General features: G+C 45.1%; 15 protein-coding genes. 8 read left to right on the top strand and 7 right to left on the bottom strand.

Annotated features, from left to right (window positions below):
- The first annotated feature begins 148 nt into the window (after positions 1 to 148).
- Entirely contained in the window at positions 149 to 3,121 is a 2,973-nt protein-coding gene (locus tag SDE_RS06705; protein ID WP_011467761.1) for a TonB-dependent receptor, read from the top strand.
- A 253-nt stretch (positions 3,122 to 3,374) separates the two neighbouring features.
- On the opposite strand, the gene SDE_RS06700 is transcribed toward SDE_RS06705, so the two are convergent.
- The 6 genes from SDE_RS06700 to SDE_RS22840 all read right to left on the bottom strand — a co-directional run bounded on the left by SDE_RS06700 (position 3,375) and on the right by SDE_RS22840 (position 9,199).
- On the bottom strand, positions 3,375 to 4,343 hold the full coding sequence (locus SDE_RS06700) for a class 1 fructose-bisphosphatase (RefSeq protein WP_011467760.1): 969 nt from the start codon (positions 4,341 to 4,343) through the stop codon (positions 3,375 to 3,377).
- Positions 4,344 to 4,371: 28 nt separating this feature from the next.
- Entirely contained in the window at positions 4,372 to 5,451 is a 1,080-nt protein-coding gene (gene fbaA / locus SDE_RS06695) for a class II fructose-bisphosphate aldolase (protein ID WP_011467759.1), read from the bottom strand.
- Between the two features lie 489 nt (positions 5,452 to 5,940).
- Entirely contained in the window at positions 5,941 to 7,416 is a 1,476-nt protein-coding gene (locus SDE_RS06690) for an NAD(P)(+) transhydrogenase (Re/Si-specific) subunit beta (protein ID WP_011467758.1), read from the bottom strand.
- Positions 7,416 to 7,709: an NAD(P) transhydrogenase subunit alpha gene (locus tag SDE_RS06685; RefSeq protein WP_011467757.1), complete on the bottom strand. Its 294-nt coding sequence runs from the start codon at positions 7,707 to 7,709 to the stop codon at positions 7,416 to 7,418. Before SDE_RS06685 ends, SDE_RS06690 begins: the two co-directional genes overlap by 1 nt.
- Positions 7,706 to 8,842 carry an NAD(P) transhydrogenase subunit alpha gene (locus SDE_RS06680; protein WP_011467756.1) on the bottom strand — a complete coding sequence of 379 codons (1,137 nt, stop codon included), beginning with the start codon at positions 8,840 to 8,842 and terminating at the stop codon, positions 7,706 to 7,708. Before SDE_RS06680 ends, SDE_RS06685 begins: the two co-directional genes overlap by 4 nt.
- Before the next feature lie 207 nt (positions 8,843 to 9,049).
- Positions 9,050 to 9,199: a hypothetical protein gene (locus SDE_RS22840; RefSeq protein ID WP_158303860.1), complete on the bottom strand. Its 150-nt coding sequence runs from the start codon at positions 9,197 to 9,199 to the stop codon at positions 9,050 to 9,052.
- A 425-nt stretch (positions 9,200 to 9,624) separates the two neighbouring features.
- On the opposite strand from SDE_RS22840, the gene uxuA reads away from it, so the two are divergent.
- The 3 genes from uxuA to SDE_RS06665 all read left to right on the top strand — a co-directional run bounded on the left by uxuA (position 9,625) and on the right by SDE_RS06665 (position 13,850).
- Positions 9,625 to 10,818, top strand: a complete 1,194-nt coding sequence (gene uxuA / locus SDE_RS06675; RefSeq protein ID WP_011467755.1) for a mannonate dehydratase — start codon at positions 9,625 to 9,627, stop codon at positions 10,816 to 10,818.
- Between the two features lie 144 nt (positions 10,819 to 10,962).
- A complete protein-coding gene (gene uxaC / locus SDE_RS06670; RefSeq protein WP_011467754.1) occupies positions 10,963 to 12,378 on the top strand; it encodes a glucuronate isomerase in 1,416 nt (471 codons plus the stop codon).
- Positions 12,378 to 13,850, top strand: coding sequence for a mannitol dehydrogenase family protein (locus SDE_RS06665; RefSeq protein ID WP_011467753.1), 1,473 nt, complete (start codon positions 12,378 to 12,380; stop codon positions 13,848 to 13,850). Before uxaC ends, SDE_RS06665 begins: the two co-directional genes overlap by 1 nt.
- A gap of 103 nt (positions 13,851 to 13,953) precedes the next feature.
- Here the strand turns inward: SDE_RS06665 and SDE_RS06660 are convergent, their stop codons facing one another.
- The gene (locus SDE_RS06660) at positions 13,954 to 14,661 is read right to left on the bottom strand and encodes a FadR/GntR family transcriptional regulator (RefSeq protein ID WP_011467752.1); all 708 of its coding nucleotides are present in this window, start codon (positions 14,659 to 14,661) and stop codon (positions 13,954 to 13,956) included.
- Between the two features lie 259 nt (positions 14,662 to 14,920).
- Here SDE_RS06660 and SDE_RS06655 point away from each other — a divergent pair, with 259 nt between their 5' ends.
- Genes SDE_RS06655 through SDE_RS06640 form a run of 4 tightly spaced genes read left to right on the top strand, consistent with a single transcriptional unit; the run spans position 14,921 to position 18,678 of the window.
- Positions 14,921 to 15,838, top strand: a complete 918-nt coding sequence (locus tag SDE_RS06655; protein WP_083762954.1) for a sugar kinase — start codon at positions 14,921 to 14,923, stop codon at positions 15,836 to 15,838.
- A gap of 23 nt (positions 15,839 to 15,861) precedes the next feature.
- The gene (locus SDE_RS06650) at positions 15,862 to 16,845 is read left to right on the top strand and encodes a TRAP transporter substrate-binding protein (protein WP_011467750.1); all 984 of its coding nucleotides are present in this window, start codon (positions 15,862 to 15,864) and stop codon (positions 16,843 to 16,845) included.
- Between the two features lie 5 nt (positions 16,846 to 16,850).
- A complete protein-coding gene (locus SDE_RS06645) occupies positions 16,851 to 17,369 on the top strand; it encodes a TRAP transporter small permease (RefSeq protein WP_011467749.1) in 519 nt (172 codons plus the stop codon).
- 10 nt (positions 17,370 to 17,379) lie between these two features.
- Positions 17,380 to 18,678: a TRAP transporter large permease gene (locus SDE_RS06640; protein WP_011467748.1), complete on the top strand. Its 1,299-nt coding sequence runs from the start codon at positions 17,380 to 17,382 to the stop codon at positions 18,676 to 18,678.
- The last annotated feature ends 22 nt before the right edge of the window (positions 18,679 to 18,700 follow it).

The raw sequence follows: 18,700 nt of genomic DNA, 5'->3' as shown, positions 1-18,700 counted from the left end.
GAAACCCTCACTACAACCGGTAAGGCCACTTGACAGCACAGCCATTATGACGGAGTATTATGTCGCCCTAGCGAGGGAAGGCTAATCAGCTCGGGCAGGTCAATCACAATAAAACTATAAAACCACATAAAATCAGGGGAAGTTCCCAATGAAATCACCCACATCCAACCTAAGTAAACCTTTGTTTCGCCGCAGTGTGCTTAGCACCGTTATTGCTTTAACCGCAATTAGCGCAAGCGCTCAGGAAGCAACTCAAGACACCAATCTTGAAGAAGTGGTGGTAACAGCTCAGTTCCAACGCAACTTAGAAAACGCACTCGATGTAAAACGTAACGCATCTACCATTGTTGATGGTATTTCTGCAGACGATATAGGCACGCTACCAGCGCTAGATATGGGCGAAGCATTACAAGCGGTGGCAGGTGTACAGCTAAACCGCGAAGGAGAGCGTCGCGAATCCAGTATTAACTTGCGCGGTTTGCCTTCTGGCTTTGTATTAACTACCGCCAATGGCCAAACTTTTTCAAACCCAACACGCAGCGATAAAGTATTTGGTGCACCTAACCCATTCGGCGCCTACGACCCTGCTGTCTTTAACGGTATAGATGTAATTAAAACGCAAACAGCAGCCATGCAAGAAGGCGGCATAGCCGGTACCGTTGACCAAAAGCTTGCAAAAGCATTGGATAAAAAAGACGGCTTAGCTATTTCTGTAGGCGCTCGCAGCGAAGAACTCGCCGATGCACTTGATAAAGAGTTTGTGATTTCTGGCTCGAAACATTTAATTGAAGATACCTTAGCCATTACCGCTACTCTGGCTACGTCCGACCAAACTTTCCGTCGCGATACCATTAAAATTAACCGCTACGATAACCTACCCACCAATGGAAACTTCGTAGGTGCAGATGGCGAAGACTACGCAACATGGGCAGCGGCAAATAATTTGCCAGCCAACGCTGTAGTTAAAATGCCCGGTGAATTACGTCAGGGTTCAGAAATAAACTCTGGTAGCCGCACTTCGTTTTCTGGTGGTATAGAGTTTCAAGCCACAGACGAACTAAAACTTGGTTTAAACACCGTTTATACATCGCGCGATATGGATGACAACGGCCAACAAGAACTCGATATTCGCCCTCGTCAATCGGGTGTAAAAGTAACTCCGCTTACAGCTCCATTTGCTACTGGCGCAGTAGACTCTAACGATAACCCGCTCTACTCCGTAAGCGATATTCGCACTACCAACTCAAGCTATGCTTACACCTCGCGTGTATTCGATATTCTGGAGGAGTCTCAAGCTGTATTGTTAGATGCCGAATGGACCAACGACGTATGGACCTTAGATGGCGTAGCAACTTTCTCTTCCTCTACTAACGAGTTAAACGAAATTCTAATAAGCCCACGCTTCGACCGTTTAGCAAGTGGCGACAATGGCATTGTAAATATTTTCCGTACAGGTCAAGGTAATATTGGCGATTTTGAAACCACTTTCGAAAATTTTGACAATTTAGATTTAGACCAACCTTGGAATGTGCTCGATACCGTAAGCGGCGCAGGTACAGTTACTCAAGTGAATCAAGGTCGCCTGAATACTTTGATCACAGGCTCTTGGGAAAAAATTGACCGCAACGTGACCTCCTTTGAAGCGAACGCATTGCGTGTGTTAGATTCAGGCCCACTAGAAAGCGTACAGTTCGGCTTCCGCCAATCGCAAGAAGAACAAAACTCCGATAGATTGCGTAGCTCACCAACAGGCTTGGTGTTAGATGGCGTACTTACTAACGATCGTCGTATAGACCCTGCTTACGCATCAGAATCTGCTTTCTTTGGTGGTGAAGCCCCAGGGTTTGCTGGCGCAGGCGAAGGCTGGTACGCATTCGATGTGAACGCGCTTACCCGCGATCTTGCGGCAACAATAGGTACCGTAAACCCTGCATCCACCGGTGAAGAACCCGTACGAGTACCGCATTCTAATTTAATTGCACGTGGTGGCCAACAAAGTGCAGGCTTAATTTACGATACCACGCTAGACACTTCTGCATTGTACGCGATGGCCAACTTATCGTTCGACGCTTTCAACCGCCCAGTAACAGGTAATGTGGGTGTCCGTTACGTATCGTCTACACAAGAGGCATCCGCACCTTTCTATGCTTTTGGCATTACAGATATAAACAACCCCGAAACCAAAACAGTAGAAAGCGATTACAGCTTTGCATTGCCATCGTTGAACTTTGCTATGGATTTATCCGACGACCTAAAATTGCGCGTAGGGTATGGTGAATCTATTTCCCGTCCAAATATTCGCGCAGCAACGCCATCTACCCGTGTAGATGCAGGTCGCGAAGGCGAAGTTAACATTGTGCTACCTGGTGCAAACGTCAAACCTTTCTCGGCCAAATCTTACGATATGTCTTTGGAGTGGTACAACCGTGAAGGTAGTGCTGTAACGCTAGCTGTATTTAAGAAAGATATTAACGACTTTTTCCAAACAGCAAGTTTCTGTAGCGACCAGTTATTGGCCGAATACGGCATAGATGTAGGCGACATTACACAAGGCAGTGATGACAGCTGCACTACCAATGGAGTTGATGCGTATGACTCCGCAGATGCCAACTACATTCTTGCTGGCGACCAAGTTAACATCAGCCAAATTCGCAACTCCGATGCACAAATTTCGGTGCAGGGTTATGAACTTTCTGTACAGCAAAACCTAAACTTTTTACCCTACCCTTGGAATGGCCTCGGTGGTGTAATCAACTACTCAAGCACTTCGCAGGATTCACCGCTTGAAGCGCGTATACCAGGTATTTCTGATGATACCTACAACGTAATTGCTTACTACGAGCAAGGCCCATTCGGCATCCGTTTTGCGTACAACTACCGCACCGAATATGAACTAGAAAGTGTGGGAACGTTTAACGGTGAAGGCAATAAAAATGTTAAAGCGGCTGGCCGTATAGATATGTCTGCATACTATAACGTAACAGAAGATTTAACCTTAAGCTTTAAAGGTTATAACTTAACCGAATCGCTTTACGAAGAGTATCAAGATACCGAACGTCAACCACGTGCAAACCATTTCGATGGCCGCGTGTTCGTAATGCAAGCCAAATACACTTTCTAAGTGTATGCGAGGTTGAGCTAAATTTAGCTCAACCTCAATTTTTCTCTTTGTTATTGTTATTTGTTTAGTAAGTTAGTTTCACACTTGGGTTATGGCTATAATCCTCTTTGCAGCCGGTGTAATGCCGGTTGCTTTTTTATTCTTCTATTCAATTTAATTTGCACCTCTTTTCATTCCATTTTGCAAACATAAAAAAACCCACTAAAAAGCGGGTTCTAAAAGTTTACTTTTGTATAAGCTTAACTGGCAAAAACTAGTTAAGGTACTCCAAACAAGTGGCAACCTCTTGCTCAGACCCTAATATGACCGCTATACGCTCGTGCAGCGCACAAGGTGTCACATCAAGAATACGCTGTGTTTCATTAAATGCTTTACCGCCAGCGCGCTCAATCAATAAAGCCATTGGGTTAGCCTCGTACAATAATCGCAATTTAGCTGGCTGCTTAGGGTTACGCGTATCACTTGGGTACATAAAAATGCCACCGCGCATTAATACGCGGTGCACATCGCCAACCATAGATGCATTCCAACGCATATTAAATCGCTTGCCCCGCACACCCTCTTCACCTAATTTTAAATCAGCCACATAGCTTTTAAATTTGGGCAACCAAAATCGTTCGTTTGCCAAATTCACAGCAAACTCTTGCGTTTGGTCTGGCACTTGCAGCGCAGTATTAGTAAGCGAAAAAGTTTGTGTGGCTGGGTCTAAGGTTAAGCAACTTGTTGGGCCATCCACAGTAATAACCATTAACGTAGATGCGCCATACAATACATAGCCTGCACATACCTGCTTGTTACCCTGCTGTAAAAAATGCTTGCCCGAGTTTGCTGCTACACCGTCTAGCGCTTCAAATATTGTAAAAATAGTACCTATTTGGCCATTAATATCGATATTTGAAGAACCATCTAATGGGTCAAAGGCTACAACATAGCGGCCTCCGGCATTGGCTGCCACTACATTATCTTCTTCTTCCGATGCAAGTGCCAACACGTTGGAGTTGGCGGCCAACGAAGCTTTTAGAATATCGTTCGATATAACATCTAGCTTCTTTTGAGTTTCTCCTTGCACGTTTTCGCTTTCTGTCGCACCCAGCACACCAGCTAGCGCACCTAGCTGCACTTTTTTAGCTATATCTTTACAGGCAAGTTCAATACTAAAAATTACTTCCTGTAAATCTTGCGCCACACGCTGGTCGCGCAACATGCCTTGTAAGTTTTGCATTACGCTACTCCTGTTTGGCAAATTTAATTTATCGATAGCGGTTTACGCAATTTAAATCGATGAACGACTGCTCTAAGCGGCTCACCATACTCTCCTCTAATTTACGCAACCAAACTCGCGGGTCGTAATATTTTTTATTTGGCTTATCATCACCATCAGGATTACCTATTTTGCCCTGTAAATACGCGTGATTCGCTTCGTAGTAGTCTTTTACGCCTTGCCACGCAGCCCATTGGGTATCGGTGTCGATGTTCATTTTAATTACACCATAGCCAATTGATTCGCGAATATCACTTAACTCAGAGCCAGACCCGCCGTGGAATACAAAATCTAAACTATTGGCTGGCAGGTTAAAGGTTTCGCTTACCAAGCTTTGCGCATCGCGCAAAATTTTAGGGCGCAACTTCACGTTGCCGGGCTTATACACGCCGTGTACATTGCCAAACGAAGCTGCAATGGTAAAGTTAGGGCTTATAGCGCTTAGCACTTTATAGGCGTAGGCCACATCTTCAGGGCGAGTGTAAAGGTCTTCATCATCGAGGCCGCTATTGTCCACGCCGTCTTCTTCACCACCAGTGCAACCCAATTCAATTTCTAGGGTCATACCTATGCGGCTCATACGCGCTAAATATTTAGCGCAAATTTCTATGTTTTCTTCCAAAGGCTCTTCGGATAAATCCAACATATGTGAGCTAAACAAAGGCTTACCCGTTTGCTCGTAGAATTCTTCACCGGCATCAAGCAGGCCGTCTATCCAAGGTAACAATTTTTTAGCAGCATGATCGGTATGTAAAATTACCGGCACACCATAGGCTTCTGCAACGGTATGAGTAAATTTTGCGGCTGCAATAGCCCCTAAAATAGAGTTTTGCTGCCCCTCTAGCGACAGCCCCTTACCCAAAAAGAACGCCGAGCCACCGTGCGATAGTTGCACTATTACCGGTGATTCATTCGCTTTAGCCGCCTCTAAAGTTGCGTTTAGTGAGTTGGTTCCCACTACGTTAACAGCTGGATACGCAAAACCGTTCGCTTTTGCGTAGGCAAATAATGTGTGTGTTTGCTCGCCGAAAACCACTCCGGCGGGCACAGTGTTTCTGATAGAGTTCATGCATTCCCCAATATTTGTAATATTTTTTTAGTATGTGTAGTGCTTGCGAGTTCAAAAATCTTAAACAGCTAACAGCAAATATGGCTGCGTTTAGGCGACACAGCAAAAAGGCTTGCCACAACGTCCTAGTACAACGGCGTAGTACAAAGCTGAAAGATCATAGCGCTCGCTCTCCAACTTTATATTAGTATCGATATGTTACGAGGGTATAACCCCTACATTTTAAACCAGCGATTAAAATATAAAGCGGGATAACCAAGTTTACACTAGCAGGCTAGGTGAGCGCACGGTGAATATTTGTACACCCACTAAAAAATGTGGAAAAACTTTCTTTGCGCTAATTTTATATGACAAATAAGCCATCACAATACAGTTACTATCACTACTGACTTAAAGTCACACAAACCAGAAGAGCAAAATTTGGCCAGCTAGGCATTAACACCAGCGCCGCCGACCAAATTTAGACCTTGCTCACAAACAAACCAGAGACTATTCCAGCTCTTTAATCGCGTGAATAATTTCTGTTGCGGCTTTTTGCCCATCACCGTACAACATGCGAGTGTTATCTGCGTAGAACAAAGCGTTTTCCACCCCAGAGAAACCACGACCTTGCCCACGCTTAATAACAACGCAATTCTTTGCCTTGTACGCATTTAAAATAGGCATGCCGTATATAGGACTGTTTTTGTCGTTTTTGGCTTCTGGGTTAACCACATCGTTTGCACCAATTACCAATACAACATCAGTATTTACAAACTCTTCATTAATTTCATCCAAGTCTTCAATAATGTCGTAAGGTACACCGGCCTCGGCCAGCAATACGTTCATATGGCCAGGCATACGCCCTGCAACTGGGTGAATTGCAAACTTAACCGTCACATTATTTTTTTGTAACAGCTGAGTAAGCTCCCAAATTTTATGCTGGGCTTGCGCTACAGCCATGCCGTAGCCAGGTACAATTAGTACCTTTTCGGCATAGGCCATCATCACACCCACATCACTTGCTTCAATGGCTTTCATGCTGCCAGTAATTTCGCTTTGACTCGCACCACCAGAACCGAAGTTTGAAAATAGTACGTTGGCAATGGGGCGATTCATTGCTTTGGCCATTAACTGTGTTAACAATGTACCAGCAGAACCCACTACAACACCCGCAATCATCATTGCTGCGTTACCCAATACGTAACCTTCAACACCAACAGCCAAGCCGGTTAAAGCGTTGAATAAACTAATTACCACGGGCATATCGGCGCCGCCAATCGGCACAGTCATTAACACACCAAATACGAGTGCAATTGCAAAAAAAACAGCAACCCAAGTAAGGTTAAAATCTGCCTGGGTAATTACACCACCGGCGGCAACTTCTACCTGCGTACACAAGTACACACCTATCGCGATAGTAGATATAAAAACGGCAGCGTTAACGGCTTGCAAACCTTTAAATCGAATAACGCCTTTCATAATTCCCTGCAACTTCAAAAAAGCCACCAAAGAACCAGAAAACGCAACCGTACCAATAATGGCCCCAAAAACTGCAAGCGCAAGCACACCAATAGTTATGCCTTCAACACCGTTTAATGCAGCGTCGCTTACGGCTTGTGTTAGCTCCTCTAGACTTGTAGGCGCATTATTTAATTTGGTTAAGCGCGTTAGCTCCAGCGCAGCAATTGCAGCTGCGGCACCACCCCCCATGCCGTTGTACAAAGCAATCATTTGCGGCATGTCGGTCATGGCCACGCGGCGGCCAGTCCACCACGCAATAATGGAACCAGAAACAATCGCCACCATCATAATGGAGTAATTATGCAACCCGGGGTAAAAGAACGTGGCCAACGTTGCTATCAACATACCTACGCCAGCCCAAACAATACCCTGCCGTGCGTTTTTGGGAGACGACATTCGCTTTAGGCCAAATATAAACAGCAGGGCCGCCAAAAAGTAGGAAACTTCTATTAATAGACTCATTAACTATTCTCCTTTTTGGAGGACTTAAACATTTCTAACATGCGATCTGTAACCACGTAACCACCAACGGCGTTGCCCGCGGCCAGAAAAACACCAACAAAACCAATGGTAAGCTCAAGCGCACCTTGCGCATGCCCCATCGTTACCATTGCACCTACAAGTACAATACCGTGTACAAAGTTAGAACCAGACATTAAAGGCGTATGCAAAATAACAGGTACTTTAGAAATTACTTCATACCCAGTAAAAGCAGCCAAGCTAAAAATATATAACGCTACCAGACCTTCAATCATGCCCCACCTCCTAACAGAGTTTGTATACGGCTATTTACTACTTCGCCCTCTTTAACCAAGCAGGACTGAGAAATAATTTCATCTTCCCAATCTACTACTAGCTGTGCGTCTTTTAACCAAGGGGAAATAAAGTTAAATAAATTTTTACTAAACATTTCCGATGCATGTACCGCTAGCTGTGCTGGCACATTCAATTCACCACAAATAACAACACCTTCATGCTGGTAAATTTCACCGGGTTTAGTCAGCTCACAGTTACCACCGCCCTCAGAAGCCAAGTCGATAATCACCGCACCGGGTTGCATTTTCGCTACTGCACTCGCGCTAATTAATTTAGGCGAAGGTCGACCAGGAATAGCAGCTGTTGTGATAACAGCATCGGCTTTCGCAATATGTTGATCAACAATTTCTGTTTGCTTGACAACTTCCTCTGCAGTCAGCTCACGAGCATAGCCGCCCTCACCTGCTGCATTCACACCAGTATCAATAAACTTAGCGCCTAACGATTCGCACTGCTCTTTGGTTTCGGGACGAATATCGTACGCCTCCACAACCGCACCTAAGCGTTTAGCCGTTGCTATAGCCTGCAGGCCAGCAACACCAGCACCCAATACCAATACTTTGGCTGGCCGCACAGTGCCCGCAGCGGTTGTTAGCATTGGAAAAAATTTCGCACTTAAGCCCGCGGCTTTTACAACGCCAACATAACCAGCCACCGCCGCCTGAGAAGAGAGCGTATCCATACTTTGCGCTCTTGAAATACGCGGAATATATTCGGTTGCCCAGCAGGTTATTTTTTTATCTGCTAACGCTTTAATTTCTGCTAGGTGTTTATGAGGCGTCAACGCGCCCAGCAAATAGCTGCCCTCAGGCATTTGCGCTATTTCATCGAGTGAAGGAGTTTGTACACGAATGAATAAATTCGCTTTGGCGTATACATCTGCCGCACTTTCTACCAGCGTTACATTATCTTGCTTGTATTTTTCGTCTGGCAAAAAAGCCGACGCACCAGCGCCCTGCTGCATAACAACCTGAACACCTAGTTTATTAAGTTTTTGCACAACATCCGGCGCAATTGCTACTCGGGATTCTCCCAGAGCACTTTCTCGTACAACCCCAATTACCAGTTTCATATTTTTATCTCTTATTTACTCTCAACTATTTTTTAGAATACTAAACACACCCAGCTTGTGGCCGAGTGCGCTTAGCGTTCAACATCGCTCGCCCCGCTTTTAACGTGAACAAACAAAGAAGAAGGTACTCTTTTATTTACCAATACTTCTGGCCAATATCCCCTTATGCGTAGAAGCAATTCAAACGCTAGAACACTGGCAGAGCTACTAAGTAATAGAGCCGGCAGCTATTACAGCTGCCGAGTTACCTGAATTAGACTTTAACTGTGGAAGGAACAACAAAAAGGCTGCGCGCCTCTTATACGAAGTAAGCACAACATCGATACGCTGAAATGTAGTTAGCAGTAACTTGAGCATTTGTGCCCCCTTGTTAGGTCGCGTCGTTGGGCTTTGCCAAAGGAGCTACTTCAGTAACCCAACAAATATAGGGCGTAACATACACCAGATAAATTGGTAAGGCAACCCTACCAATAATCATAATATCACCCTCCAAATGCGGCAAGACGGACAAAAACCGCGTCAGGAAGGCAACAAATAAAGGTAGAATGACCTCTCTACAGCTCCCGCCAAACGGTCTAACTGACTATTTTTGCCGCAAAAACAATATGAAACTTGAACTTATTGGTGAACTATAGTTTAATTGGTATAGCGGTCTTACCAATAAGTCTATTCACCAAATAGCGAGCTTTACATACCACGCGCAAAGAGTGATTAAGGACCCAGTGATAACTGGAAGACCAAAAACACCTATACCTATAACTTCAAAGCAGGAATATTTTGCCATGCAAGAAACTTGGCGTTGGTTTGGCCCAAACGATTCAATTTCTCTTCAAAAAATAGCCCAAGCCGGTGCCACAGGCATTGTTAGCTCGTTGCATCACGTTCCTACTGGCGCGCTTTGGCAACTTGAAGAAATAGAAGCACAGAAAAAAATCATTGAAGATGCTGGCTTAGAATGGTCAGTAATTGAAAGCATTCCTGTGCACAACGATATAAAAACTCGTACCGGTAATTTTCAGGAATATATCGAAAATTATAAGCAGTCCGTTATTAACGCCGGTAAAGCAGGCGTTAAAACTATTTGCTATAACTTTATGCCGGTTGTGGATTGGACCCGCACCAATCTTTCTTACCGCCTACCTAACGCGAGCCAAGCGCTGCGTTTTGAAATGACTGATTTTGCCGCCTACGACGTTTACCTTTTACAACGCGAGAATGCTGCGGCAGATTACTCTGAAGAAGTATTAAACCGTGCAAAAGCCCGGTTTGACGCAATGGACGAGACCGAAAAGGACCTATTGGAAAAAAACATTATTGCGGGTTTACCCGGTGGTGAAGGCTCTTATACACGCGACACAATCAGAGAGGCCATTCAACAATTTATTGATTTAGGCACCGAAGGTTTTCGCAATCATATGTTCGAGTTTTTACGCGAAATTATTCCTGCGGCAGAAAGTGTGGGTGTAAAAATGTGTATCCACCCAGATGATCCACCCTTTTCTCTATTTGGGTTGCCTCGTGTTGTTTCAACAGCAGACGATGCTCGCAAGCTATTAAATGCTGTACCTAGCCCATCTAACGGGTTAACACTTTGTGCCGGTTCCTACGGAGCTAGAGGCGATAACGATTTAGTTGGTATGGCAAAAGAATTTGGCGACCGAATTTACTTTGTACATTTGCGTAACGTTAAGCGCGAACCAGATGGTTCGTTTTACGAAGCTGATCACCTAGATGGCGATAACGATATGGTTGGCCTGGTCAACGCCTTGCTATGCGAAGAACGCAGACGCCATGCCGCGGGCGAAACGAATTGCGCAATCCCTATGCGCCCGGACCACGGCCACCTAATGGCTGACGAGCTTAACCTACCCGACGTAAAACCCGGTTACTCGTACACTGGGCGCATGAAAGGACTGGCTGAGTTACGCGGCGTTATCCATGCGCTAGAAGTGTTGCAACGCCAGCATGCGCTTTAGTTTTTCTAACATTATTTTTTAACCTCGTTCTATGGGTTGCAGTACTGTAACGCAATGGTGATGGCAAGCATGCCATCACCTCCTCTTACAATTTAACCCTCCACTGCAACCCCATTTTTACCACCCAATTAGCGGGAGCAGTAAGTGACTAACCCATTAAATTTACACCCAGATCGTTTGTTCCCCGCCGCGCCAGCAGCTCGCGACATAGCGCGTAGGCTATACAACGATATTAAAAACCTGCCGATTGTTAGCCCTCACGGTCATACAGACCCACAGTGGTTTGCCGCCAATCAAAATTTTAGCAATCCTGCAGAGCTGCTTATTAAGCCAGACCACTATGTATTTAGAATGCTCTACAGCCAAGGCATTCGGCTTGAGTCTATAGGCTTAAAGAATAAAGAAGGCGCGCCAAGCGAAACAGACGCAAGAAAGATTTGGCAGATATTTGCCGATCACTACTATTTATTTCGCGGTACCCCTTCACAAATGTGGATGGACTACGTGTTACACGAAGTATTTGGTGTAACCCACCAACTATGCAATCAAACAGCAAACACTATATACGACTCTATAAACGAACAGCTGGCAACCGATGCATTCAAACCACGCGCCCTATTCGAACGCTTTAATATAGAACTTCTCGCTACAACAGAGTCCCCTTTAGACAACCTAGCGCACCACCAAACTATTTTAGATTCAGGTTGGACAGGCCGCGTAATTACAGCTTTTAGGCCCGACCCAGTCGTCGACCCCGAATTTGAAGGCTTTAGTCAAAATATTGATAAGCTTGCTGAGTTAACGGGTGAAGATGTATCCACCTTTAACGGTTACTTAAAAGCGCTCGCTAACAGACGTGAATATTTTAAACGCTACGGGGCAACATCTACTGATCACGGTCATCCATCTGCGCTCACTGCCGACTTATCGCAAAGCGAAAAAGAAAACCTTTACTTGCTCGCGCGCAGTGGCGAGATAAGCGCCCAAGAGGCCGAGCTGTTCCGCGGCCAAATGCTTACCGAAATGGCAGCAATGAGCCTAGACGACGGCTTAGTTATACAGATCCACCCAGGCTGCTACCGCAACCACAACCAACAAATATTCGCTCAGTTTGGCAGAGACAAAGGGGCAGACTTGCCACTTGCAACCGAGTATGTACACAACCTAAAGCCGTTGCTCGACAAGTTTGGTAACAATCCAGATTTAACTATTATTTTATTCACGCTAGATGAAACAAGTTATAGCCGCGAGCTGGCGCCGCTAGCAGGGCATTACCCCGCGCTAAAACTTGGCCCTGCTTGGTGGTTCCACGACAGCCCCGAAGGTATGCGCCGCTATCGCCAACAAATTACCGAGACAGCCGGTTTTTACAATACCGTTGGCTTTAACGACGACACACGTGCATTTTTATCTATACCGGCACGTCATGATGTTGCACGCAGAATGGATTGCGGCTTTCTAGCAGAACTTGTGGCCGACCACCGCTTAAGCGAAAACGATGCCCATGAGCTAGCCGTCGACCTAACCTACAACCTCGTTAAAAAGGCGTACAAACTATAATGAGTAACCTACACCTAAACTACGAATCTCTTTCGAACGTGCTTGACCCTGTAAAAAAGCCACAGTACACGCCAAGCGAACACCGCAGCGGCATAGTCCATATTGGCATTGGTGCCTTTCACAAAGCGCACCAAGCCGTGTTTACCGACGATGTATTAAACATGCACGGCGGCGACTGGCGCATTACTGCAGTAAGCTTACGCAGGCCCGATGCACGCGATCAACTTGAAAAACAAAACAGTTTATATACCGTCGTAGAAAAATCAGACGGTGAAATTTCACCGCGAATTATTGGCGCGGTGGAAAAAGTTTTGGTTTGCCCCGAAGACCCACAACAAGTCATCAATACAATTGCCAGCACCGACATTAAAATTGTATCGCTAACCATTACTGAAAAAGGCTATTGCCAAAAAAATGGAACCTTAGATACATCCAATGTAGATATCGCTCACGATCTAAATAACTTAAGCGCCCCAAAAAGTATGCCTGGGTTAATTGTCGCAGCTTGCGCGGCAAGAAAGCAAAACAACGCTAATGGCTTTACCGTATTAAGTTGCGATAACTTGCCCCACAACGGCAAAATAACGCAAAACGTTGTAATGCGTTTTGCAGAAAAGGTAGACGCCGAATTAGCCAGCTGGATAGCAACACACATTAGCTTCTGCAGCACTATGGTGGATAGAATTGTACCCGCAACCACCAGCGCCGACTTAGACGAAGTAAAAAATCTTATAGGTCTAGCAGACGATGCCGCCGTTATTTGCGAACCATTTAGGCAGTGGGTAATAGAAGACAATTTTGTGGCGGGTAGACCGCAGTGGGAAGACGCCGGCGCACTACTTGTTGCCGATGTAACCCCCTACGAAGACATGAAATTACGCTTACTAAATGGCAGCCATTCAGCGCTGGCTTATTTAGGTTTTTTATCTGGCTTCGACTTCATTCATCAAGCCATCGCCAACCCTCGCTTACTGGCGTTAACCAAAAAACTAATGGATGAAGACGTAACCCCTACCCTAAATGTACCTTCGGGGTTCGATTTAGACGCGTATAAAGCAATTATTCGCACACGCTTCGCCAATAGCCGAGTACCCTACAAAACAACGCAAGTAGCAAATGACGGCTCGCAAAAACTGCCACAACGTATTCTTGCAGTTGCGGATCACTTAATATCAGGTGGCAAACAGCCCGCTGTAATTCCAGCCATTATCGCCGCATGGTTTCAGTTTTTAGAGGGCCAAGATACTCATGGCGAGCAACATACGGTTAACGACCCGCTAGCAAACACACTTTGCCCTCTTGCGCTTAAGCACAAGGCTAACGACACCAAACAGGTACAAGAGCTAGTTGCAGCAAGTCAAATATTCCCAGAAGGCTTAATAGCGAATACTGAGTTTATTAATAGCATTGAACATTATCTTGCTAAATTTCATGCAAAAGGGGTGTTGACCACACTCGCTGAATTAAACTAAATGCAGCTAAATATAATAGCCACAAAAAAAGCGGCAATGCCGCTTTTTTTGTGTACGCACAGATTACAACGTAACTATTATTTACAACGTATCTATTATAATTCTATGATTCTTTACCAAAATACGCTGCAGCAGCCGCTGTTGCATTTTCGATGTGCATTTTCATAGCCATTCGCGCCTTTTCTGGGTTGCGCTTTTCTAAAGCTTCGATAATACGCACATGGTCGTTAATAGAGGGGTGCACACCTTCTTTGCGAATACGCTCTAAAAATGCAGTGCTTAGCTCAGATTGGTTACGCAGCTTCCACAACCAGTTCACAATAGAATGAATGGCGCTGTTTTGCGAGGCCTCGGCAATAATGCTGTGGAATTTCCAGTCGGCTTTTTCCGATGCATCCTCTTGCTTTTCTTCCTCTTCCATCTCTTTAAGTGCTTCTTTTAACTGCGCTATCTGCTCGTCTGTTATACGTGCTGCAGCCAGTGCACAGGCTTCGGCTTCCAAAATATAACGAATTTCCAGAATCTCGAAAGGGCCAACACCCTTATCGCCACTGTCTATTTGGGTTTCGACTTTGGCTTTCTTTTTAGATACATAGATACCAGAACCGGTACGAATTTCGATTACACCAGAAAGCTCTAATGCAATCATCGCCTCGCGAATGGTAGGCCTACTAACCCCCAAGCGTTCCGCCAAGTCTCGCTCGGCAGGGAATCGCTCCCCAGGCTTAATAGCGCCATCCTTAACTAACTTAGAAAGCTGCTCTGCAACCTTTATATATAACCGATCCGTTTTAACCGCCTGCAATTCCACACTAACTACCCTCGATGCTGCCTATGCTCTCAAGCTCTGCTCTATACAACTGTCTTACCACTTAAAGAGGTAGGCATATAACTGAACGTTCTTAATTTACTTATTGTATAACAATTCGCCCTACGGCGAGAACAACTTAACAGTATATATGCAGCTAACGAGTGTTGGAATCGTTTCCTAACGACAAGCAGTATGGTAAGGCGGCATTACCAATTAACATCCATACCAATTCTATTTACGACGTTACGGAGCGCACATTTTGAGATTAGCCGCCATTGGAGAATGCATGCTGGAGCTTTCTCCCGCAAACCAAACGGATTACTCGCTAGGTTTTGGAGGAGATACGTTAAACACCGCCATTTACTTCGCTAGATTAGGTGGCGAAGTTGATTTTGTAACCGCCCTAGGTGACGACCACCTAAGCGAAAACATGATTCGCGCGTGGGATAAAGAAAACGTAGGTACAAGTCTCGTTAAACGCACGCCCGGCGCCTTACCCGGCCTATACATGATTCAAACCGATGACGAAGGCGAGCGCAGCTTTCACTATTGGCGAAAAAATGCCCCTGCCCGCACACTTATAGAGGATTGGCCCGAAGTTTTAACCAATCTGAATGCGTTCCCAGCTATTTATTTAAGCGGCATTACCCTATCGCTATATTCACCACAAAGCCGCACAGCGCTATTTAATTTTTTAGACGAATACAGAGCGCAAAACGGCCAAGTTATATTCGACATTAACTATCGGCCTGCTAGCTGGCCAGATAAAACCGAAGCGCTAGCCACCTTCGACGAAATGCTTAAGCGCACAGACACGGCCTTACCGAGCTTTGACGACGAAAAATTATTGCACGGTGAACACTCTAAAACAGAATGCCTCGAGCGCTACCTAACCGCAGGCGCTAAAGAAGTTGTTATAAAAGATGGGGTAAACGGCTGCCTACTGCACACAAACAATCAAAGTGTACTGCTACCTGTACCCGCTAAGGTGACACCTGTAGATACAACAGCCGCTGGAGACTCATTTAACGGCGCTTACCTCGCCGCGCGTTTAAATGGCGCCAGCGCCGAAAGAGCTGTGGCGCAAGGCCAAGCATGCGCAGCACTGGTTATTCAGCACCGCGGCGCAATCGTGCCAATAAATGCCTTTAGAGCATCTGATATTAAAAATAATTAAAAACTTATAAAAGAGTAAACACAATGCCGTTTTTTAAAACTACGCGCCTACTACTAACCGCTATCACAACCCTCGCGTTTACCGCCTGCGCGATAGATGAAGACACCACGACGCTTCGCGTTGCTCACACGCTGGACACGCACCACCCAGTCCATAAAGCCATGCAGTATATGGATGAAAGGTTGAGCTTACATTCCGGCGGCAAAATGCGATTGGCGCTGTACCCATCCGGCCAACTTGGTTCCGAGCGGGAAGTTATTGAGTTGCTACAAATTGGCAGCCTAAGCATGACTAAAGTGTCTGCTAGCTCCATAGAAGCGTTTGTGCCAGAAATGAAAGTGTTTGGCCTACCGTACCTTTTTAACGACAGCACCCATTTTTGGAACGTATTAAATGGGGAAATTGGCGAGCAATTATTAGAATCCGGTGTACCGTTTAGAATTAGAGGCCTTGGCTATTTCGATGCGGGTAGCCGCAGCTTTTATTCTACAAATAAACAAATAATTACCCCCGACGATTTACCCGGCATGAAAATTCGGGTGCTTAGCAGCCCTTCCGCTATTGCCATGGTAAAAGCGATGGGCGGCTCTGCTACACCTATATCCTGGAGCGAGCTATATACCTCGTTGCAACAGGGCGTAGTAGATGGTGCAGAAAACAACCTGCCCAGCTTTTACCTTTCCAAACATTACGAAGTATGTAAATACCTTATTTTAGACGAACACACCGCCATTCCAGACGTGCTAATTATTGGCACTCACACTTGGGATAACCTAAGCCCGCAACAACAACAGTGGCTGTCACTCGCCATGAAAGAAGCCACCGTTTACCAGCGCACGCTCTGGGAGCAAGCCAGTGCAGAAGCGTTAGCCGCAGTAAAAGCAGCTGGGGTAACGGTTATTCCCGCGCAAAAAGAGCTTTTTCAACAAAGCGTACAAGCACTTATAGAAGCACAAACCAAAACTGAGCTAGGCCCAATTATTAAAAAAATTAGAGATACCGAGTAATTACCATGAATAGCTTTATTAAAATAATAAACTTAATAGATAACGGAATAAGAAACATTCTAAATTTCTTACTGGTGTTTTTAGTAGTAGACGTATGCTGGCAAGTGCTTACACGTTTTGTTTTGCCAGAGCCAAGTTCTTATACCGAAGAAATTGCTAGATTCTTACTCATTTGGATTGGTTTACTGGGCGCCGCCCACGCTTATCGCCAAAGCATGCACCTAGGCATTGATTATTTTGTCGCGAAGCTCGCGCCGGCAACACAAAAAAATATCCGGCTTTTAGTGCTACTTCTATGCGCCGTTTTTGCTATTTCTGTATTTATTATTGGTGGCATTAACCTCGCATTAATCACCCTAGAACTAAAGCAACAGTCCGCGGCGCTCGGTATAAAAATGGGTTACGTTTATCTAGTTCTGCCAATTACCGGATGCTTAATTTTACTCTACACCGTAGAGCTACTTATAAACACATTGCGTTGCCCTAGCGGCACCCTTCGCACTCAAGACGATTCAATAAACTAGGGCCGTTACAATGGATATTACAGCATTAATTTTACTTTTTGTTTTTGGTGTTCTACTCGCCATAAACGTACCCATCGCCATTGCTATTGCCATTTCTACGCTGGCTACAATGTTAGTTACGATTGATTCCTTGCCCGCAGTTACAACGCTTGCACAGCGCATGAGCGCAGGTATGGATAGCTTTGCCCTATTGGCCATTCCCTTTTTTATATTCTCTGGCTTTTTAATGGGGCAAGGCGGCATTGCACGTAGGCTAATTGATTTTGCCAAAGTGTTGGTTGGTCAATTACCGGGCGGGTTAGCATTTGTAAATGTTATAGCCTGTGCGTTATTTGGTTCTATTTCTGGGTCGGCAGTGGCTGCCACATCGGCAATTGGCGGGTTTATGATTCCAGCCATGAACAAAGAAGGTTACGACAAAAACTTTAATACCGCGGTTACGGTTACAGCCTCTACAACAGGTATGCTTATTCCCCCCAGCAATATTCTCATTATTTATTCACTGGCGAGTGGTGGCGTTTCTATTGCTGCGTTATTTATTGCAGGGTACCTACCCGGTATTCTAGTTGCTATATCACTTATGTGTGTGTGTGGTATTTATGCAAAACGTCGTGGCTACCCTGTTGGCCAGCGTGAATCATTCGCCACAGCCATTAAGAAAACAGTGGGTGCTATTCCTAGCTTGTTTTTAGTGGTGTTGGTAATAGGCGGTATTATTGGTGGTTACTTTACACCAACAGAGGCCGGTGCCATCGCAGTGGTGTATTCGCTTGTACTATCAATGGTGATTTACAAAGAAATCAAGCCCAACCAAATACCAGCCATACTAACCAAATCGGTTACCACTACGGCTATTGTAATGCTACTAATCGGCGCTTCTGCCGCTATGTCTTGGTTGCTTTCTTACGAGAATATCCCTCAAGAGATAAGTGCTGGCTTATTAGGCATTACAGAAAACAAAATTATCTTGCTGCTACTTATTAACGTGTTGTTACTGGTAGTGGGTACATTTATGGATATGACTCCTGCAGTGCTTATTTTTACTCCAATCTTTTTACCTATTGTAGAAACGCTGGGTATATCGCCACTGCATTTTGGCATTATTATGATTCTCAACTTATCTATCGGCTTGTGTACCCCCCCTGTTGGCAGCGTATTGTTTGTAGGTTGTAGTGTGGGTAAAACTTCCATTGCGCAGGTTATTAAGCCGCTAATACCTCTATATATAGCCATGTTTATAGCCCTTGCTCTGGTAACCGCATTTCCACAAATAAGCGAGTATCTACCAAAAGCGTTTGGTTTATATTAGTAAAATAATTTAAAGGTAGACG

Origin of the sequence: Saccharophagus degradans 2-40, from assembly GCF_000013665.1 — a bacterium.
Taxonomy (GTDB): Bacteria; Pseudomonadota; Gammaproteobacteria; order Pseudomonadales; family Cellvibrionaceae; genus Saccharophagus; species Saccharophagus degradans.
Note: the sequence above shows the minus strand (reverse complement) of the source record. Positions and strands in the feature narration are given on the sequence as shown.